Origin of the sequence: Streptomyces sp. NRRL S-87 (assembly GCF_000719335.1) — a bacterium.
Taxonomy (GTDB): Bacteria; Actinomycetota; Actinomycetes; order Streptomycetales; family Streptomycetaceae; genus Streptomyces.
The window spans coordinates 1-16,785 of sequence record NZ_JOGB01000071.1 but is presented as its reverse complement, the minus strand read 5'-3'; the positions used below and the strand labels follow the sequence as shown (position 1 = coordinate 16,785).

At 70.9% G+C, this 16,785-nt stretch carries 15 protein-coding genes; 7 read left to right on the top strand and 8 right to left on the bottom strand.

Annotation, left to right across the window (positions count from 1 at the left end; all coding sequences use genetic code 11):
* Positions 1-88: 88 nt before the first annotated feature.
* Positions 89-1,471, bottom strand: a complete 1,383-nt coding sequence (locus IF43_RS0131265) for a glycine--tRNA ligase (RefSeq protein ID WP_030208568.1) — start codon at positions 1,469-1,471, stop codon at positions 89-91.
* Positions 1,472-1,674: 203 nt separating this feature from the next.
* On the opposite strand from IF43_RS0131265, the gene IF43_RS0131260 reads away from it, so the two are divergent.
* The 4 genes from IF43_RS0131260 to IF43_RS0131245 all read left to right on the top strand — a co-directional run bounded on the left by IF43_RS0131260 (position 1,675) and on the right by IF43_RS0131245 (position 4,868).
* Entirely contained in the window at positions 1,675-2,649 is a 975-nt protein-coding gene (locus tag IF43_RS0131260) for a metal ABC transporter substrate-binding protein (RefSeq protein ID WP_030208567.1), read from the top strand.
* 47 nt (positions 2,650-2,696) lie between these two features.
* Positions 2,697-3,497: a metal ABC transporter ATP-binding protein gene (locus tag IF43_RS0131255; RefSeq protein ID WP_051796532.1), complete on the top strand. Its 801-nt coding sequence runs from the start codon at positions 2,697-2,699 to the stop codon at positions 3,495-3,497.
* Positions 3,497-4,363, top strand: coding sequence for a metal ABC transporter permease (locus IF43_RS0131250; RefSeq protein WP_037890839.1), 867 nt, complete (start codon positions 3,497-3,499; stop codon positions 4,361-4,363). Before IF43_RS0131255 ends, IF43_RS0131250 begins: the two co-directional genes overlap by 1 nt.
* 76 nt (positions 4,364-4,439) lie before the next feature.
* On the top strand, positions 4,440-4,868 hold the full coding sequence (locus IF43_RS0131245) for a Fur family transcriptional regulator (RefSeq protein WP_030208559.1): 429 nt from the start codon (positions 4,440-4,442) through the stop codon (positions 4,866-4,868).
* A gap of 12 nt (positions 4,869-4,880) precedes the next feature.
* Here IF43_RS0131245 and IF43_RS38455 read toward each other — a convergent pair whose 3' ends face one another.
* The 6 genes from IF43_RS38455 to leuA all read right to left on the bottom strand — a co-directional run bounded on the left by IF43_RS38455 (position 4,881) and on the right by leuA (position 12,271).
* Entirely contained in the window at positions 4,881-5,465 is a 585-nt protein-coding gene (locus IF43_RS38455; protein WP_158939595.1) for a YcxB family protein, read from the bottom strand.
* A 23-nt stretch (positions 5,466-5,488) separates the two neighbouring features.
* Positions 5,489-6,322, bottom strand: coding sequence for an isoprenyl transferase (locus IF43_RS0131235; RefSeq protein WP_030208554.1), 834 nt, complete (start codon positions 6,320-6,322; stop codon positions 5,489-5,491).
* Between the two features lie 23 nt (positions 6,323-6,345).
* Complete coding sequence (gene recO, locus IF43_RS0131230) at positions 6,346-7,092, bottom strand: DNA repair protein RecO (RefSeq protein WP_030208551.1); 747 nt, start codon at positions 7,090-7,092, stop codon at positions 6,346-6,348.
* Positions 7,093-7,437: 345 nt separating this feature from the next.
* The gene (locus IF43_RS0131225) at positions 7,438-8,988 is read right to left on the bottom strand and encodes a nucleobase:cation symporter-2 family protein (protein WP_078910601.1); all 1,551 of its coding nucleotides are present in this window, start codon (positions 8,986-8,988) and stop codon (positions 7,438-7,440) included.
* 578 nt (positions 8,989-9,566) lie between these two features.
* Positions 9,567-10,214, bottom strand: a complete 648-nt coding sequence (locus tag IF43_RS0131220; protein ID WP_078910605.1) for a TerB family tellurite resistance protein — start codon at positions 10,212-10,214, stop codon at positions 9,567-9,569.
* A 293-nt stretch (positions 10,215-10,507) separates the two neighbouring features.
* Positions 10,508-12,271, bottom strand: coding sequence for a 2-isopropylmalate synthase (gene leuA, locus IF43_RS0131215; RefSeq protein WP_030208547.1), 1,764 nt, complete (start codon positions 12,269-12,271; stop codon positions 10,508-10,510).
* Between the two features lie 363 nt (positions 12,272-12,634).
* On the opposite strand from leuA, the gene IF43_RS0131210 reads away from it, so the two are divergent.
* The 3 genes from IF43_RS0131210 to IF43_RS0131200 all read left to right on the top strand — a co-directional run bounded on the left by IF43_RS0131210 (position 12,635) and on the right by IF43_RS0131200 (position 14,891).
* Positions 12,635-13,723, top strand: coding sequence for a M4 family metallopeptidase (locus IF43_RS0131210; protein ID WP_030208546.1), 1,089 nt, complete (start codon positions 12,635-12,637; stop codon positions 13,721-13,723).
* Between the two features lie 10 nt (positions 13,724-13,733).
* On the top strand, positions 13,734-14,015 hold the full coding sequence (locus IF43_RS0131205; protein ID WP_030208545.1) for a protealysin inhibitor emfourin: 282 nt from the start codon (positions 13,734-13,736) through the stop codon (positions 14,013-14,015).
* 72 nt (positions 14,016-14,087) lie between these two features.
* Positions 14,088-14,891, top strand: coding sequence for a GNAT family N-acetyltransferase (locus IF43_RS0131200; RefSeq protein ID WP_030208543.1), 804 nt, complete (start codon positions 14,088-14,090; stop codon positions 14,889-14,891).
* 73 nt (positions 14,892-14,964) lie between these two features.
* Here the strand turns inward: IF43_RS0131200 and IF43_RS0131195 are convergent, their stop codons facing one another.
* Complete coding sequence (locus IF43_RS0131195) at positions 14,965-16,149, bottom strand: acyltransferase (protein WP_078910600.1); 1,185 nt, start codon at positions 16,147-16,149, stop codon at positions 14,965-14,967.
* Positions 16,150-16,785: the final 636 nt, after the last annotated feature.

Genomic DNA, 16,785 nt, shown 5'->3' with positions numbered 1-16,785 from the left:
CGAATTAACCAACAGCGTCCGCGTGACGCGTACCGGGCCACCGGTCTTTCCGCGCCGTTCCGGCCGGGGCCGGGACGGCGTGCACGGGTCAGCAGCCGAGCAGGCGGCCACCCAGGTAGGACTGGATCTGGTCCAGGGAGACGCGCTCCTGCTTCATGGTGTCGCGCTCGCGCACGGTCACGGCGTTGTCGTCCAGGGTGTCGAAGTCGACGGTGACGCAGAACGGCGTGCCGATCTCGTCCTGGCGGCGGTAGCGGCGGCCGATGGCGCCCGCGTCGTCGAACTCGATGTTCCAGTTCTTGCGCAGGTCGGCGGCCAGGCCCTTGGCCTTCGGCGACAGCTGCGGGTTGCGGGAGAGCGGCAGCACGGCGACCTTGACCGGGGCCAGGCGGTGGTCGAGGCGCATCACGACGCGCTTCTCCATGACGCCCTTGGCGTTCGGGGCCTCGTCCTCGACGTAGGCGTCGAGCATGAAGGCGAGCATGGCGCGGTTGACACCGGCCGCGGGCTCGATGACGTACGGCACGTACCGCTCGCCGGCCTCCTGGTCGAAGTACGACAGGTCCTGGCCGGAGGCCTCGGAGTGGGCCTTCAGGTCGAAGTCGGTCCGGTTGGCCACGCCCTCGAGCTCGGAGAACTCGGAGCCGCCGAAGTTGAAGCGGTACTCGATGTCGGCGGTGCGCTTCGAGTAGTGGGAGAGCTTCTCCTTCGGGTGGTCGTACCAGCGGATGTTCTCCTCGCGGATGCCGAGGTCGCGGTACCAGTTCCAGCGCTCGTTCATCCAGTACTCGTGCCACTGCTCGTCCTCGCCCGGCTTGACGAAGAACTCCATCTCCATCTGCTCGAACTCGCGGGTCCGGAAGATGAAGTTGCCCGGCGTGATCTCGTTGCGGAAGGACTTGCCCATCTGCGCGATGCCGAAGGGCGGCTTCTTGCGCGAGGTCTGCTGGACCTGGGCGAAGTTGGTGAAGATGCCCTGGGCGGTCTCGGGGCGCAGGTACGCCTTGGAGCCGGTGTCCTGGGTCGGGCCGAGGTGGGTCTCCAGCATGCCGGAGAACTGCTTGGGCTCGGTGAACTGGCCCTTCACGCCGCAGTTCGGGCAGTTGATGTCGGCCAGGCCGTTGTCGGGCAGGCGGCCGTGCTTGGCCTCGTAGGCCTCCTCCAGGTGGTCGGCGCGGTGCCGCTTGTGGCAGGAGGTGCACTCGGTGAGCGGGTCCGAGAAGGTCGCGACGTGGCCGGAGGCCACCCAGACCTCGGGGGCGAGGATCACGGAGGAGTCGAGACCCACGACGTCCTCGCGGGAGGTGACCATCGCGCGCCACCACTGGCGCTTGATGTTCTCCTTGAGCTCGACACCCAGCGGCCCGTAGTCCCAGGCGGCCCGCTGACCGCCGTAGATCTCGCTGCACGGGTAGACGAAGCCACGGCGCTTGCTGAGGCTGACGATGGTGTCGATCTTGTCGGCGGCCACGATGCTCTCTTCATTACGAGGACGAACGCGAATGCTTCAGGTTACCGGCGCGCGGGGGGCCCCTTCCAAATCGGTTCCGTTTCTCTCGCGGGCGCACGCGTACGCGCACCCCCGCGCGTACCGGGGGGCCTCACCGCCCGCACCCCGATCCGACCCCCACAGGCTTTTGACAATCGTTTCCATCTTTGATGAAAATGACTGTCATGAACGTACGACGCCTCATATCCGCCACCGCTCTCGCCGGAGCCGTCGCCCTGGGCGCCACGGCCCTCACCGCCTGCGCCGCGCTGACCGGTGAGGCGGACGGCAAGGGCGGGAAGGACGGCAAGCTCGCCGTCACGGCGTCGTTCTACCCGATGCAGTTCCTCGCGCAGCAGATAGGCCGGGACCACGTCGCGGTCGGCACCCTCACCAAGCCCGGTGTCGAGCCGCACGACCTGGAGATCACCGCCCGCCAGACCGCCCGGCTCGACGAGTCGGACGTCGTCCTCTACCTCAAGGGCCTCCAGCCGGCCGTGGACAAGGCCGTCGACCAGGCACAGGCCGGCACGAAGGTCGACGCCGGCACCCTCACCGAGCTGGAGGTCCACGACCTCGCGGGCGAGGCGGACCACGACCACGGCGCCGAGGGCGGCCACCACCACGACGGCGAGGGGGGCCAGGACCCGCACGTCTGGCTCGACCCGGTCAAGTACGCCGAGATCGCCCGCGGCGTCGGCAAGGCCTTCGGGAAGGCCGACCCGGCCCACGCCGCCGACTACGAGAAGAACACCGCCGAGCTGGTCGGCAGGCTCACGGCCCTGGACACCGAGTTCAAGAACGGCCTGGCGGACACCGCGACCAAGACCTTCATCACCACCCACTCCGCCTTCGGCTACCTCGCCGAGCGCTACGGCCTCGACCAGGAGGGCATCGCCGGGGTCGACCCCGAGTCCGAGCCCAGCCCGGCCCGCATGAACGCGCTCCAGACGCTCGCGCGCAAGGAGAAGGTCTCCACCGTCTTCTTCGAGACGCTGGCCAGCCCCAAGCTGGCCGACACCCTCGCCCGGGACCTCGGCCTCAGGACGGACGTGCTCGACCCCCTGGAGGGGATCACCGAGAAGTCCCAGGGCGAGGACTACTTCGCCGTCATGCGGGCGAACCTGAAGAACCTCGAGAAGGCGCTCGGCACCAAGTGAGCCGCACCGGCCAACCGCCCACCCCTGCCACGACGGAGGCGCACGCCATGCACTCGACGGCATCCACCGGGCCCGCGGAGGCGGACCGGCCCGTCATATCCCTGCGCGGGGCCACCGCCTCGCTCGGCGCACGCCCCGTGCTGCGCGGGATCGACCTGACCGTGGAGCGCGGCGAGGTCGTCGCGCTGCTCGGCGCGAACGGCTCCGGCAAGTCCACCGCCGTCCGCTCCGTCGTCGGCCAGGTCCCGCTCACCAGCGGAGAGATCACCCTCTTCGGCACCCCGCAGAAGCGGTTCCGCGACTGGGCCCGGATCGGCTACGTCCCCCAGCGGACCACCGCCGCGAGCGGCGTGCCCGCCACCGTGCGCGAGGTCGTCTCCGCCGGGCGGCTCGCCCGGACGCGGCTCGGCCTGCTGCGCAAGGCCGACCGCGCCGCCGTGGACCGCGCCCTGGGCCTGGTCGACATGCTGCCGTACGCCGACGCCTCCGTGAACGCCCTGTCCGGCGGCCAGCACCAGCGGGTGCTCATCGCCCGCGCGCTGGCCGTCGAACCCGAGCTGCTGATCATGGACGAGCCGATGGCGGGCGTCGACCTCGCCAACCAGGAGGTGCTGGCCGCCGCCCTGCGCACGCAGGTCGCCGCCGGTGCCACCGTCCTCCTCGTCCTGCACGAGCTGGGCCCGCTGGAACCCCTCATCGACCGCGCGGTCGTCCTGCGCGACGGGTGCGTCGTGCACGACGGGCCGCCGCCCGAGGCCGTGGGCCAGCACGCCCTGCCCGGCCACGACCACGTACACCCCCACGCGGCCCACGACGCCGAGCCGCTCCGGACGGGACTGCTGAGCTGATGGAATTCCTGACCCCCGCCTTCATGCAGCGGGCGCTGATCGCCGCCACCCTGGTCGGCATCACCGCGCCCGCCATCGGCACGTACCTCGTCCAGCGCCGCCAGGCCGTCATGGGCGACGGCATCGGGCACGTCGCGATGACCGGCGTCGCCCTCGGCTTCCTGTTCCAGACCAGCCCGGTGTGGATGGCCACCCTCGTCGCCGTCGTCGGCGCCGTCGGCATGGAACTGATCCGCTCCCGCGGGAAGACCAGCGGCGACATCGCGCTCGCCGTGCTCTTCTACGGCGGCATGGCCGGCGGCGTCATGATCGTCAACCTGGCGCCCGGCGGCTCCACGGCCAACCTGATCAGCTACATGTTCGGCTCGATCACCACCGTCGCGCCCGAGGACGTCCTCGCCGTCGCGGTCCTCGCCGTGGCCGTCATCGCGGTGACCCTGGGCCTGCGCCGGCAGCTGTTCGCCGTCTGCCAGGACGAGGAGTTCGCCCGCGTCACCGGCCTGCCGGTGCGCGCCCTGAACCTGCTGCTGGCCGTCACCGCCGCCGTCACCGTCACCGTCGCGATGCGCATCGTCGGCCTGCTGCTCGTCAGCGCCATGATGGTGATCCCGGTGGCCGCCGCCCAGCGCGTGACCAAGGGCTTCACCGCCACCCTCCTGACGGCCGTCGCGATCGGCACCGCGGTCTCGCTCACCGGCACCGTCACCACGTACTACGTCGACGCACCCTCCGGCGGCGCGATCGTGCTGCTCGCCATCGGCGTCTTCCTCGCCATGTCGCTGCTCTCCGCACCGCTGGCCAGGCGCCGCGCCGCGGCCGCGCGGGCCGCCCAAGAGGTCTGCACGAGCGACGATGTAAGGGTGTGAGGCGGCCCCGGCCTGGCACAATGACCCGAGGCCCGAGGCCCGTCTGCTGGATCGGGCCCGAGACGAGGAGGAACCGGTGGCGACTGCGCCTGGCGAGACGAACACGGCGCCAGTACGAGGACGATCCACCCGGCAGCGCGCCGCGGTCGCGGCCGCACTGGACGAGGTCGACGAGTTCCGCAGCGCGCAGGAGCTGCACGACATGCTCAAGCACCGCGGCGCGTCCGTGGGCCTGACCACCGTCTACCGCACCCTCCAGTCCCTCGCGGACGCCGGCGAGGTCGACGTGCTGCGCACCCGCGACGGCGAGGCGGTCTACCGGCGGTGCTCGTCGGGCGAGCACCACCACCACCTGGTCTGCCGTACGTGCGGCAAGGCGGTGGAGGTGGAGGGCCCGGCCGTCGAGAAGTGGGCGGAGGCCGTCGCGGCCGAGCACGGCTTCGTGAACGTCGCCCACACCGTGGAGATCTTCGGCACCTGCGCGGACTGCGCGGCCGGCGCGTAGTCGCTTCCCGAGTTACTTCCCGACCCGCCGGAGGTTGCGGTCGAGCAGGGCCCGCAGACGGTCCACGTCTGCGGGCTCCCGCAGACCCCGCTTGGGCAGCACGGTCAGGCCGGCGCCGAGCTTGTCGGCACTCACCGTCACGAAGTGGTCGGCGGTCTCGGCGTACTGCGGCTGCGCGCTCCAGGCGACGGTCTGCGCCCCTTCGCCGTGGCTGATGGTCACGCCGGTCTCGTCGACGACCGCGCGGTACTCGCCCTGCTTGGCGACGATCGACTTGTGGATCTTCCTGGCCGCCAGGGGGTTCGCGTAGAAGCGGGCCAGGGCCATCGTGATGCCGGCCGTCAGGGGCACGTACACGCCCCGGTCGCCCAGGCCCTGGCCGTGGCTCCAGTTCACCGCGGCGAAGAGGCAGACGACGAACCCCATGATCGGGATCGTCCACCGCACCCTGCGCCCCTGCGCCGACGTGCGCATCCGCACTCTCATACCGGCCAGCAGGTCCTCCGGCGTCGGCAGGTAGACCAGCTCGACGGCCCCCTCGACGGTCTCGGCTCTTCCTGCGTTCTCCATGGCGCGCTCCCCACCCGTGTCGGTCATGGGCGGGGAGCATACAGGCGGCCTCAGGAGCTCGCGGGACCGCCCTGCTGCGGGACCTCGTTGGGCAGCGCGCCGCCGAAGCGGCGGTCGCGCTGGGCGTACTCCAGGCACGCCCGCCACAGGTCACGCCGGTCGAAGTCCGGCCACAGCACGTCCTGGAAGACCATCTCGGCGTAGGCGCTCTGCCAGATCAGGTAGTTCGAGGTGCGCTGCTCGCCGCTGGGGCGCAGGAACAGGTCCACGTCCGGCATGTCCGGGTAGTACAGGTACTTCGCGAAGGTCTTCTCGGTGACCTTCGCCGGGTCGAGCCGCCCGGCCGCGACGTCGGCGGCCAGCGCCTGGGCCGCGTCCGTGATCTCGGCGCGACCGCCGTAGTTCATGCAGAAGTACAGCGTCAGCCTGTCGTTGTCCTTGGTCTGCTCCTGCGCGATCTGGAGCTCCTTGGCCACCGACTTCCACAGCTTGGGCATCCGGCCCACCCACCGCACGCGGATGCCGAGCGCGTCGAGCTGGTCGCGGGTCTTGCGGATGAAGTCGCGGTTGAAGTTCATCAGGAAGCGCACCTCGTCCGGGGAGCGCTTCCAGTTCTCGGTGGAGAAGGCGTAGAGCGAGATGCTCTTCACGCCCATCTCGATCGCGCCCTGGAGGACGTCGAGCACGCGCTCGGCGCCGACCTTGTGGCCCTCGGTGCGCGGCAGGCCGCGCTCCTTGGCCCAGCGGCCGTTGCCGTCCATGACGATCGCGACGTGGGTGGGGACGAGCTCGCCGGGGATCTTCGGCGGCCTGGCTCCGGACGGGTGCGGCTCGGGGGTCGCGTACGTGCGGCGGGAGCGTCCCAGGAATCCGCGTACTGCCATGGCGCTCAAGTCTCCGATCTCGGTCACTTCTCTACGTAACGCAAGGAGCGCAGCCCGCGCTCCAGATGCCAGTGCAGATAGGCGGAGACGAGTCCGCTCCCCTCGCGCACGTACCGCGGCTCGGCCGCGTCGGCCGTCGCCCAGTCCCCCGTCAGCAGGGCGCTGAGCAGCCCGATGGCTTCAGCAGATGGTACGACGCTTCCGGGGACCCGGCAGTCGCCGCATATGACGCCGCCGGCGGCGACGGAGAAATGGCGGTTGGGGCCGTGGATGCCGCACTTGGCGCAGTCCTCGAAGGAGGGGGCGTAGCCGTTGACGGCCAGGGAGCGCAGCAGGAAGGCGTCGAGGACGAGATGGGGCGCGTGCTCGCCGCGGGCGAGGGTGCGCAGCGCGCCGACGAGCAGCAGGTACTGCTGGACGGCGGGTTCGCCCTCCTGGTCGGTGAAGCGCTCGGCGGTCTCCAGCATCGCGGTGCCGGCGGTGTAGCGGGCGTAGTCGGTGACGATGCCGCCGCCGTACGGGGCGATGATCTCGGTCTGGGTGCACAGCGGGAGGCCGCGGCCGACCAGCTCGCTGCCGCGGGCGAAGAACTGCACGTCGACGTGGGAGAAAGGTTCCAGCCCGGCACCGAACTTCGACCTGGTCCGGCGCACGCCCCGGGCGACGGCCCGGACGCGCCCGTGCCCCCGGGTCAGGATGGTGATGATGCGGTCCGCCTCGCCCAGCTTCTGGGTGCGCAGCACGATGCCGTCGTCGCGGAACAGGGTCATGGGGTCATTGTCCCGTACGGGGGTGACATCCAAGCCGCCCAGGCCGCCGCGTGGTGTGTGGGGGAGGCGCTTGACAGGGGTGGCAGGCTGGACCGGAGGCAGGCCCGGGCCTGGGGTGGCCGCAGGCCAGGGCGAAGCCCCTTGCCCCAGGGGTGGGCCTGCCGCAGGGCCTGCAGGCCGCCCCTGTCAAGCGCCGAGGGGACCCACACACCACGCGGCGGCCCCCGAAGCGAGCCACCCCCCGACCCGGGCCCCGAAGCGCGCGCAGCCCGACCCCGCGCCCCGGAGACCGCAGTGACCCCGGCCGGGGGAGCTAGGTCCGGCCGGGGCACCCCTTGGGAGGTTCTAGGCGGTCGGCGCCGCCGCGGGCTCGCCCTCGGTGGGCTCGTCCGCGCCGGACCCACCGGCCGCACCGTCCGCGTCCGCGGTGTCGGCCGCTCCGGCGGCGGCCGGGGCGGCCGGCTGCTCCGCCGGCGCCGGGGTGACTGCCGTGGAGCTCTCGTCCGCCGGGCCGGCGACGGCCGGCGCCGTGTGGGCGTCGTCCTTGGCCGGACCGTTGAAGATCAGGTTCAGCACGATCGCGGCCGTGGCACCCATCGTCACACCGCTGTTGAGCAGCGAGGACAGGTCGGAGTCCATGTGCTTGGTGAAGAACACCGGGACCGTGGCCGGGAGCAGCGCGAAGGCCAGGGAGACGCCCACGACCAGCGCGTTCTTCTCCTCCTTGAGGTCGACCTTGGCCAGCGTCTGGATACCGGCCAGGGCCACCATCGCGAACATCACGGTCGCGGCGCCGCCGAGGACGGCGTGCGGCACGGAGGCGACGATCGCGGCGGCCTTGGGCAGCAGCCCGAGCAGGATCATGAAGGCGCCCGCGGCGACCACCACGAACCGGCTCTTGACCTTGGTCATCCGCACCAGGCCGACGTTCTCGGCGAAGGCGACGTAGGGGAAGGAGTTGAGGATGCCGCCGAGGGCGGTGGCGGCGCCGTCGGCCCGCAGGGCGCGGGCCACCGTCTCGCTGTCGACCTCCTTGCCGACGATGTCGCCGACCGCGTACGTGTCACCGGTGGTCTCGACCATGGTGATCAGCATGACGATCAGCATCAGGACGATCGGGAACCACTCGAACTTCGGCGCCCCGTAGTGGAACGGCGTCGTGATGCCCACCCAGTCGGCCTGGCCGACGTCGCCGAACTTGGCGTCGCCGAGCAGGAAGGCGACGAGGGTGCCGCCGACCAGACCGAGCAGGATCGCGATGCTGGACAGGAACGGCCGGCCGACCTTCATCAGGACCAGGATGAAGAGCATCGTGCCGCCGGCGTAGGCGAAGTTCTTCGGGTCGCCGAAGTCGGGGCTGCCGAGGCCGCCCGCGGCGTCGTTGAGGCCGACCGGGATGAGCACGATGCCCAGCACCGTGATGACCGAGCCGGTGACGACCGGCGGGAACAGCCGCATGACCGTGCGGAAGGCCTTGGCCGGCAGCCAGGCGAACGCGAAGGTCGCGATACCCGCCGTGATGACGGCGCCGTAGATCACCAACAGGGCGGCGGTGCCGCCGCCGGCCCCGAGGCCGATCGCGATCATCGGGGAGACCGCGGTGAAGGTGACGCCTTGGATGAGCGGCAGCCGCGCCCCGATCCGGCCTATCCCGAAGGCCTGGATGATGGAGGCGATACCGCAGGTGAACAGGTCTGCGTTGATGAGGTAGACCAGCTGTTCCGTGCTGAGTTTCAGAGCCCCGCCGACGATGATCGGGACGATCACCGCTCCTGCGTAGAACGCGAGTACGTGCTGGAAGCCGTAGAGCGCGAGTTTGGGAAGGGGGAGCACCTCGTCGACCGGGTGCGTGCTCTGCTCTCCGGTGGCGGAAAGCCGGGCGGCGACACGTGCCATCTCTGCCTTGCCCTTCAAAGGTAGGTAAATGAGAGGAAGATCTGGTTGTCCCTGGTCCGGCGGCTCTGACGGGCAGGGTTGTCAGTGCGATCACGTGGAATCGAAGGCCCGCTGTGTTACCAGCAGCGTCTCGTCGTGTGTCCGGAATCAAACGCCTGTGAGGGGCGCCACGGACATCGTCGACTTCTACGAATCACGGCCTCCAGGAAGGCGCCCGTTCGTCAGTTCGTCCAATGGCGCCCGCAGGCGTGTGCAGCTATGGCGCCAAACACTTCCGGAATCCGCTTTCCGATACGCGGAAGTAAAGAGGCGTCTCCCCTCAGGGCTCTGACCAGCCAAGGGCGACTTCCCGCCAGGCAAAGTCGAACGCGTCGTGAACGCGTCGTGAAGCTCCAGGCCAGAGCAGCCCTCCGCGCCGCCGGCGCAGTGGTTCAGGCCAATTTCAGGCCCCCGGAGGGGGTCGCGACGCGAAATCGTTACACACCGCAGCCGAGTCAACACGCGTAGATCTTCCATCAGGCGGAAAGGCCAAGGGCCCCGGACCCGATCCGGGTCCGGGGCCGGGGCCTCCCGCGGGCTCAGGAAGGCGTACGGGCCGCCGTCAGCAGCCGCGTGACGTCGTCCGCGGCCAGCCGCAGCGCGCCGCCGACCGTGGCCAGCACGTCCCGCTCGGCGGGCGTGTACGGGCCGTCCGCGAGCGCGATCCGGGCGCCCTGCAGCAGGACCGACTCGCGTCCGGCCGGTGCCAGGTGCGGTGCCAGCGGCTCCAGCGCCTCGTGCAGCTCGATGGAGAGGGCCGCGCCGATCATGTCCGCCGACAGCCGGCCCGTATCGGCGGCCAGGCCCTCGACCAGCCCCTCGAGCTGGTCCCCGGTGCAGTCCTCGAACCCGGCCGCGCGGACCGCCGTGACGGCCGCCTCCAAGGCCGTACGGGAGCAGGTGCCGCCGGCCGCCAGCACGGCCAGGGCCACGGTGTGCACGGCGTCGCGCAGCATGGCCGACAGCCGGTGGCTGGTCGGGTGGTCCAGCACCTCGGTGCCGAAGCGCTCCCCGCAGGCCGCGCACTCGGCCACCGGCCCGGCGGCGCCGCGGGGCAGCAGCGGCAGCCCGAACACGGTGAGCCGGCGGCGGCCCGTGCGGCGCCGGTAGTTGCGGTCCCCGCCGCAGCCGGGGCAGAAGAACTCGCCGTCCCCGACGGTGCTCCACGCGGTACGGACGCCCCACAGTGTCAACTTCCGGCCGGTCCCAGCCCGCTCAGGCAACGTCCCACCTCCGTAACCACCCCGCAGCGTCGCGGCGTTGGCGTGATGTTAGCCACACCCACCGGAGGACGGCAGTCCTGCGACGAGACATCTCCCCCACCTGTGCGGGAGTTGGCCGAGAGTTGACCGGCCGGCCACCCGGGCCGGTCCGCACGGACGTCCGAAGACCCCGCGCCGGCACCGACGCACGGACCCCGGGCCGCCGCGAGGGCGGCCCGGGGTCCGGTACGCGTCCGCCCTCGCGGCGGGCGGCGGCGTCAGCGACCGGCGCGGTTGACGGCGGAGATGACCGCCTTCAGGGAGGCGCGCGTGGTGTTGGCGTCGATGCCGATGCCCCACAGGACCCGGCCGTCGATGGCGCACTCGATGTACGAGGCGGCCTGCGCCGAGGCGCCCTCGCTCATCGTGTGCTCCTGGTAGTCCAGCAGGCGGGCGTCCACGCCGATGCCGGCCAGCGCGTCGAAGAAGGCCGAGATCGGACCGTTGCCGGAACCGGTCAGGGTGGCCGGGGCGCCGTCCACGGCCGCCTCGACGGTCAGGGTGTCCGTACCGTCCGTGTCCGTCGTGCTCTGGCCCGAGCGCAGCTGGATGCGGCCCCACGGGTTCTCCGGGTTCGGCAGGTACTCGTCCTGGAAGACGGACCAGATCTGCTTGGGCGTGACCTCGCCGCCCTCGGCGTCGGTCTTGGCCTGGATGATCTTCGAGAACTCGATCTGCATGCGGCGCGGCAGGTCCAGCTTGTGGTCGTTCTTCAGGACGTACGCGATGCCGCCCTTGCCGGACTGCGAGTTGACGCGGATCACGGCCTCGTAGGAGCGGCCCACGTCCTTGGGGTCGATCGGCAGGTACGGGACGGCCCACTCGATGTCGTCGACGGTCCTGCCCTGGGCGGCCGCGTCGGCCTCCATGGCGTCGAAGCCCTTCTTGATGGCGTCCTGGTGGGAGCCGGAGAAGGCGGTGTAGACCAGGTCGCCCGCGTAGGGGTGGCGCGGGTGGACCTCCATCTGGTTGCAGTACTCGGAGGTGCGGCGGATCTCGTCGATCTGCGAGAAGTCGATCTGCGGGTCGACACCCTGCGAGAACAGGTTCATGCCCAGGGTGACCAGGTCGACGTTGCCGGTGCGCTCGCCCTGGCCGAACAGGCAGCCCTCGACGCGGTCGGCGCCGGCCATCAGGGCCAGCTCGGCGGCGGCGACGGCGGTGCCGCGGTCGTTGTGCGGGTGCACGGACAGGCAGACGTGCTCGCGGCGGGTCAGGTTGCGGGACATCCACTCGAAGCGGTCCGCGTGGGTGGAGGGCGTCGAGCGCTCCACGGTGGCGGGCAGGTTCAGGATGATCTCGCGGCCGGGGCCGGGCTGCCACACGTCGCAGACGGCCTCGCAGACCTCCAGGGCGAAGTCCAGCTCGGTGTCCGTGAAGATCTCGGGGCTGTACTGGTAGCCGAAGACCGTGTCGTCGCCCAGGATCTTCTCGGCGTACTCCATCACCAGGCGGGTGCCGTCGACGGCGATCTGCTTGATGTCGTCCTTGGAGCCGCGGAAGACGACCCGGCGGAAGGTCGGCGCGGTGGCGTTGTACATGTGCACGGTGCCCCGCTTGACGCCGCGCAGGGACTCCACGGTGCGCTCGATCAGGTCCTCGCGGGCCTGGGTCAGCACGGAGATCGTGACGTCGTCCGGGATCGCGCCCTCTTCGATGATCGAGCGTACGAACGCGAAGTCGGTGTCGCTGGCCGACGGGAAGCCGACCTCGATCTCCTTGTAGCCCATGCGCACCAGCAGGTCGAACATCTCGCGCTTGCGGGCGGGGCTCATCGGGTCGATCAGGGCCTGGTTGCCGTCCCGCAGGTCGGTGGACAGCCAGCGCGGGGCCTTGGTGATGCGCTGGTTCGGCCACGTCCGGTCGGCGATCTCCACCTGCTCGTACACGCCGTACTTGTGGACCGGCATGCCGGAGGGCTTCTGGGTGTGCGTCGCGGTGGTGATCGGCGTGGGGCGACCGGCGAAAGCGTGCTGCGTCATGGCGTAGGGCTCCTCGTGTGTCCGCGAAGGGTTCGCTGGTACGGCCGACGGGTCGTAAATCCGCAACACCAGACTCCGCGGGGAGGGGGTCGGCCTACGACTACAGGCCCTCGCCGCGGCAGCTAAGGAGGAGCAGCCCGAAACGCATGATGTGCCGCAGCCTAGCCGAGCCGCGCCGTGGGCGGGACGGTCGTTCCAGTATGCGGGACCCCACGCCCGAGATGTCCGAAATGTGACTTACGCCGCTGCTCGCGCGGGAAGTCCGGATGTTCCGTCAACGGCGCGGCGTGCGTTTGGGACAGTCGAATGAATCATGGTCGCAGGTAGTGACACTGCCGTGACCCGCTGCCACATTGCTGTCGCATGGATGCCAAGGACGCCCGTCACGCCCGCCAGTCCACCCACCCCGTCTTCTGCACGATCGTGCCGCCCCACCTGCTCGACAAGCTGGCGCGGTCCGAGAACCCCGCGGTCGCCGCGCCCGCCAAGCGGACCCTGATCGCGGACGCCTCCCTGCGCACCGAGCGGCGGCTGAACACGGTCATCGGACTGCCGACCTTCGGCGGGGCCCCGGCGACGCCCCGGCGCACGCTCCACGACGCCGAGCACGGCACCGCGCTGCCCGGCACGGTGGTGCGCCGCGAGGGCGAGGAGCCCGGCCGGGACGCCACGGTCAACCGCGCGTACGCGGGCCTGGGCGCGACCTTCGAGCTGTACCTGGGCGTCTACGCCCGCAACTCCATCGACGGCGAGGGCCTGCCGCTCGTCGCGACGGTGCACTACGACGAGAACTACGGCAACGCCTTCTGGAACGGCGAGCAGATGGTGTTCGGGGACGGGGACGGGGAGATCTTCCTCGACTTCACCATCCCCGTGGACGTCATCGGGCACGAGCTGACCCACGGCGTCACCCAGTACACGGCCAATCTGGAGTACTTCGGCCAGTCCGGTGCGCTCAACGAGTCGATGTCCGACGTCTTCGGCTCACTGATCAAGCAGTACGCCCTGGGCCAGACCGCCGACCAGGCCGACTGGCTGATCGGCCAGGGCCTGTTCGCCCCGGACGTGCAGGGCGAGGCGCTGCGCTCGATGAAGGCCCCCGGCACGGCGTACGACGACGACGTCCTCGGCAAGGACCCGCAGCCCGCGAGCATGGACGACTACGTCCGCACCGGGCGCGACAACGGCGGGGTGCACATCAACTCCGGCATCCCGAACCACGCCTTCTACCTGGCGGCCACGGCCCTCGGCGGCCACGCCTGGGAGCGGGCCGGGCAGATCTGGTACGACACGCTCACCGGCGGGCGGCTGGAGTCGCACGCGACCTTCGCGGACTTCGCCCGGCTGTCCGTGGCCGCGGCGGTGGAGCGCTACGGCGCGGGCGGCGAGGAGCAGGAGGCGCTGGTCAAGGCCTGGGCCCAGGTGGGTGTGCCGACGGCCGAGGAGCGGTAGAACAGGTCCCATGCGGATCGAAGTACGGCGGACCGGCGGGTTCGCGGGGATCGAGCGCCGGGCCGAGGTGGACACCGAGGGCCGGCCGGACGCGGCGGAGTGGGCGGCGCTGGCGGAGCGGGCGCTCGCCGGCGCCCCCGGCGGCCCGGGGGGCACCTCGGGTGCGGTGGGGGTGCCGGACGGGTTCTCGTACCGGATCACGGTGGACGGGCGGACCGTGCACTGCGCCGACCCCCACCTGACCGACGCCCAGCGCCAGCTCGTCTCCCGGGTCCTCAAGGAAGGTGCCTGAGGGGGCCGGTGCAGGGGGCACGAGCGGCGTAAACGGCGTGCCCGAGCAGGGCTTCTTTGTTTTCATGGCGCCGTGACGACTCTTGGTGACCTTGAGAGGTACTACGACGCGGTCCCCCGTGTGGGCGGCGCCCGGGCCGAGGACTTCGGCCCCCTGACGCTGTTCGTCCAGGAGGACCCGACGGGCTGGCAGTACTACGCCCGGCCCACCCTGGGCGGGACGGCGCCGGTGACCCCGGCCGACGTGGAGCGGGTCCTGGAGCGCCAGCGCGAGCTGAAGGTGCCGCAGGCCTTCGAGTGGGTGGCCGAAACCACCCCCGGTCTGCGGGCGGCCGTGGAGGCGGCCGGCGTGCCGGTGCACTCCCATCCGCTGATGGTGCTGGACCCCGCGGCCGCGCCGGCGCCGCCGCACCCGGACGTCCGGCTCTTCGGCCCGCAGGACCCGCTGCTGCTGGCCGCGGTGACCGTGCCGATGCTGGCCTTCGCGTCACCGGGCACGGCGACGGGCGAGACGGGCCTGCCGGAGCTGGCCCGGCAGATGGCCGACCCGGGCAGCGAGGTGCGGCGGGCGTACGTGGCGCGGAAGCTGGCGGACGGGCGGACCGGGCTGGCGGCGGCGGTGCGGGACGGCACGGTGCTCTGCTCGGGGCAGTACAACCCGGCCGGCGACGTGGCCGAGGTGGTCGGCGTGGGCACGCTGCCCGCGGCGCGCCGCCAGGGCCTGGCGCTCGGGGTGACCGCGGCGCTGGTGGCCGCGGCGCGCACGGCCGGCGCGCGGCACGTGTTCCTGTCGGCGGGCGACGAGGACGTGGCGCGGATCTACACGAAGGCGGGCTTCCGGCGCGCGGGCACCGCACTGATCGCCGAGCTGGGCTAGCGAAAACGCCGCGGGCCGCGTCCGGGGGATCCGTACGCGGCCCGCGGCGTCGCGCCGTGCGGTACTGCGGCCGTCAGCGGCGCACGGGGGTGCGCAGCCGGGCCGGCATGTGGCGCAGGAGCCACTTGTTGGCGGGCTCCTCGACGTACCGGTGCAGGGCCCAGGCCAGGCCGGTGGCGACGAGGCCGAGGCCGAGGAGGCCGAACAGGGTGCTGTTGTCGTCCGCGAGCCGGCCGTACTCGTAGGTGGCCCAGCGGCTGACGCTGTGGTGGATCAGGTAGAAGCAGTACGACCAGATGCCGAGGTTGATCAGAACCGGGCTGTTCATCAGGCCGCGGCGGCCGGCGATCTCGCGCTGGACGAAGGCCAGCATGATCAGGGCGGCGAGGATCGCGATGCTCGGGCGGACCGTGCACTCGAGTTGCTTGTCCCAGTACTCCGGCAGCCGGTGGCGGGCCTGGTAGTACGCGAAGACGTACGCGCCCAGGGCCAGGACCGGCACGGCCGGGTGCAGGGGCAGCCGCCAGCCGCGCTTGACGGCCAGCGCGAGGGTGATGCCGAGCAGGAACTCGGGCATGTAGACGACGGGGTGGCGCATGACCCAGGAGGCCATGCGGTCGCCGAGGTACGCGAACGCGTAGTGGTTGACGGCGACCATGCCGAGCAGTCCGGCCGCGGTGAGCACGACGAGGCGGCGGGTGCTCAGCCGGACCAGGGCCCGGGCGGCGAAGGGGAACAGCGCGTAGAAGAGCATCTCGACGCAGAGCGTCCAGGTGACCGGGTTGCCGGGCAGCGTGGGGTACGCGTTCGGGAACCAGTTCTGCACGAGGAAGATCGAGGAGACGATGCTGCCCCAGTCGCGGTGCTCGTGCGCCAGTACGTAGAAGACGTAGTAGGCGGGGAGGGCGGCGACGAGGGTGGCCGGCCAGATCCGGGCCATGCGGCGCCAGTAGAAGGCGCCGGCGCTCTGCTCGGGCTTGTGGACCCAGGTGAGCAGGAAGCCGGAGAGGACGAAGAAGAAGGTGACGCCGTGCACGCCGATCTGCGAGTACGGGAAGAGCAGCGGCGCCCTTCCATAACCTGTCTTGTGCCCCAATCCGGTGAAATGGTGCGTGAAGACGGCGAATGCGGCGAAGAACCTGAGGCTGGTCAGTGAATCGAGACGGGTGGGCAATGCGCCGAGGACGGGAAAACGGTCCCGCGGGGTGGATATCGGTGCCTGCACAGCCGTCGATGGCGTCGACGCCGTCGATGTCATGGTGGGGTCTGCCTCATCTTCATCGGCTTTGTCAGCGGGAAGAACGGTCCATCCGCGGAACAGGGCGAACTCCGCGGTGTTCGGCAGACGAAAAGGTTCCGTTCATCCTAAGGGGCCGCCTCGGGCGCGCCGAGGCAGCCGGAGACGTCCCCTCGTGTGATGAATCTCCCGCGAATCGACTGGCGTTGGAGCCAGTCGATCTGGTATAGGGCCCCGCTTGCGGGTGTGTGTGCGGTCGGTGCGGCCTCACGGTCCGCCGCGGCCGAGGGTCGGCGGCGCGTCCCGCCGGGGTCGCTGGGGTATCGTGCCAGACCGGTTGACGGGGTCGACCGCCGTTTCAGAACCTGGTTTCACCGTGCAGAAAGAGCCGATCGAACGATGACGTATTCGCTGGCGCATGGAATGGGTCACGGAGGTGCTTTCCGCACCTCGCAGCCCGTTTCCATTCCGGTGGTTCCCGACACCTCTGAGGGGCGAATATGAGCCTCGGGAACACCCTGACCACGAATTCAGCCGAGACGGACGCGGCGCAGCCGAACGTCTCCGTGGTCGTCATCGTCTACAACGACGCAGAGCGTCTTCCGACGGCGGTCCAGTCCGTCCTCGACCAGACCCTGCACGGGGTCGAGGTCGTCA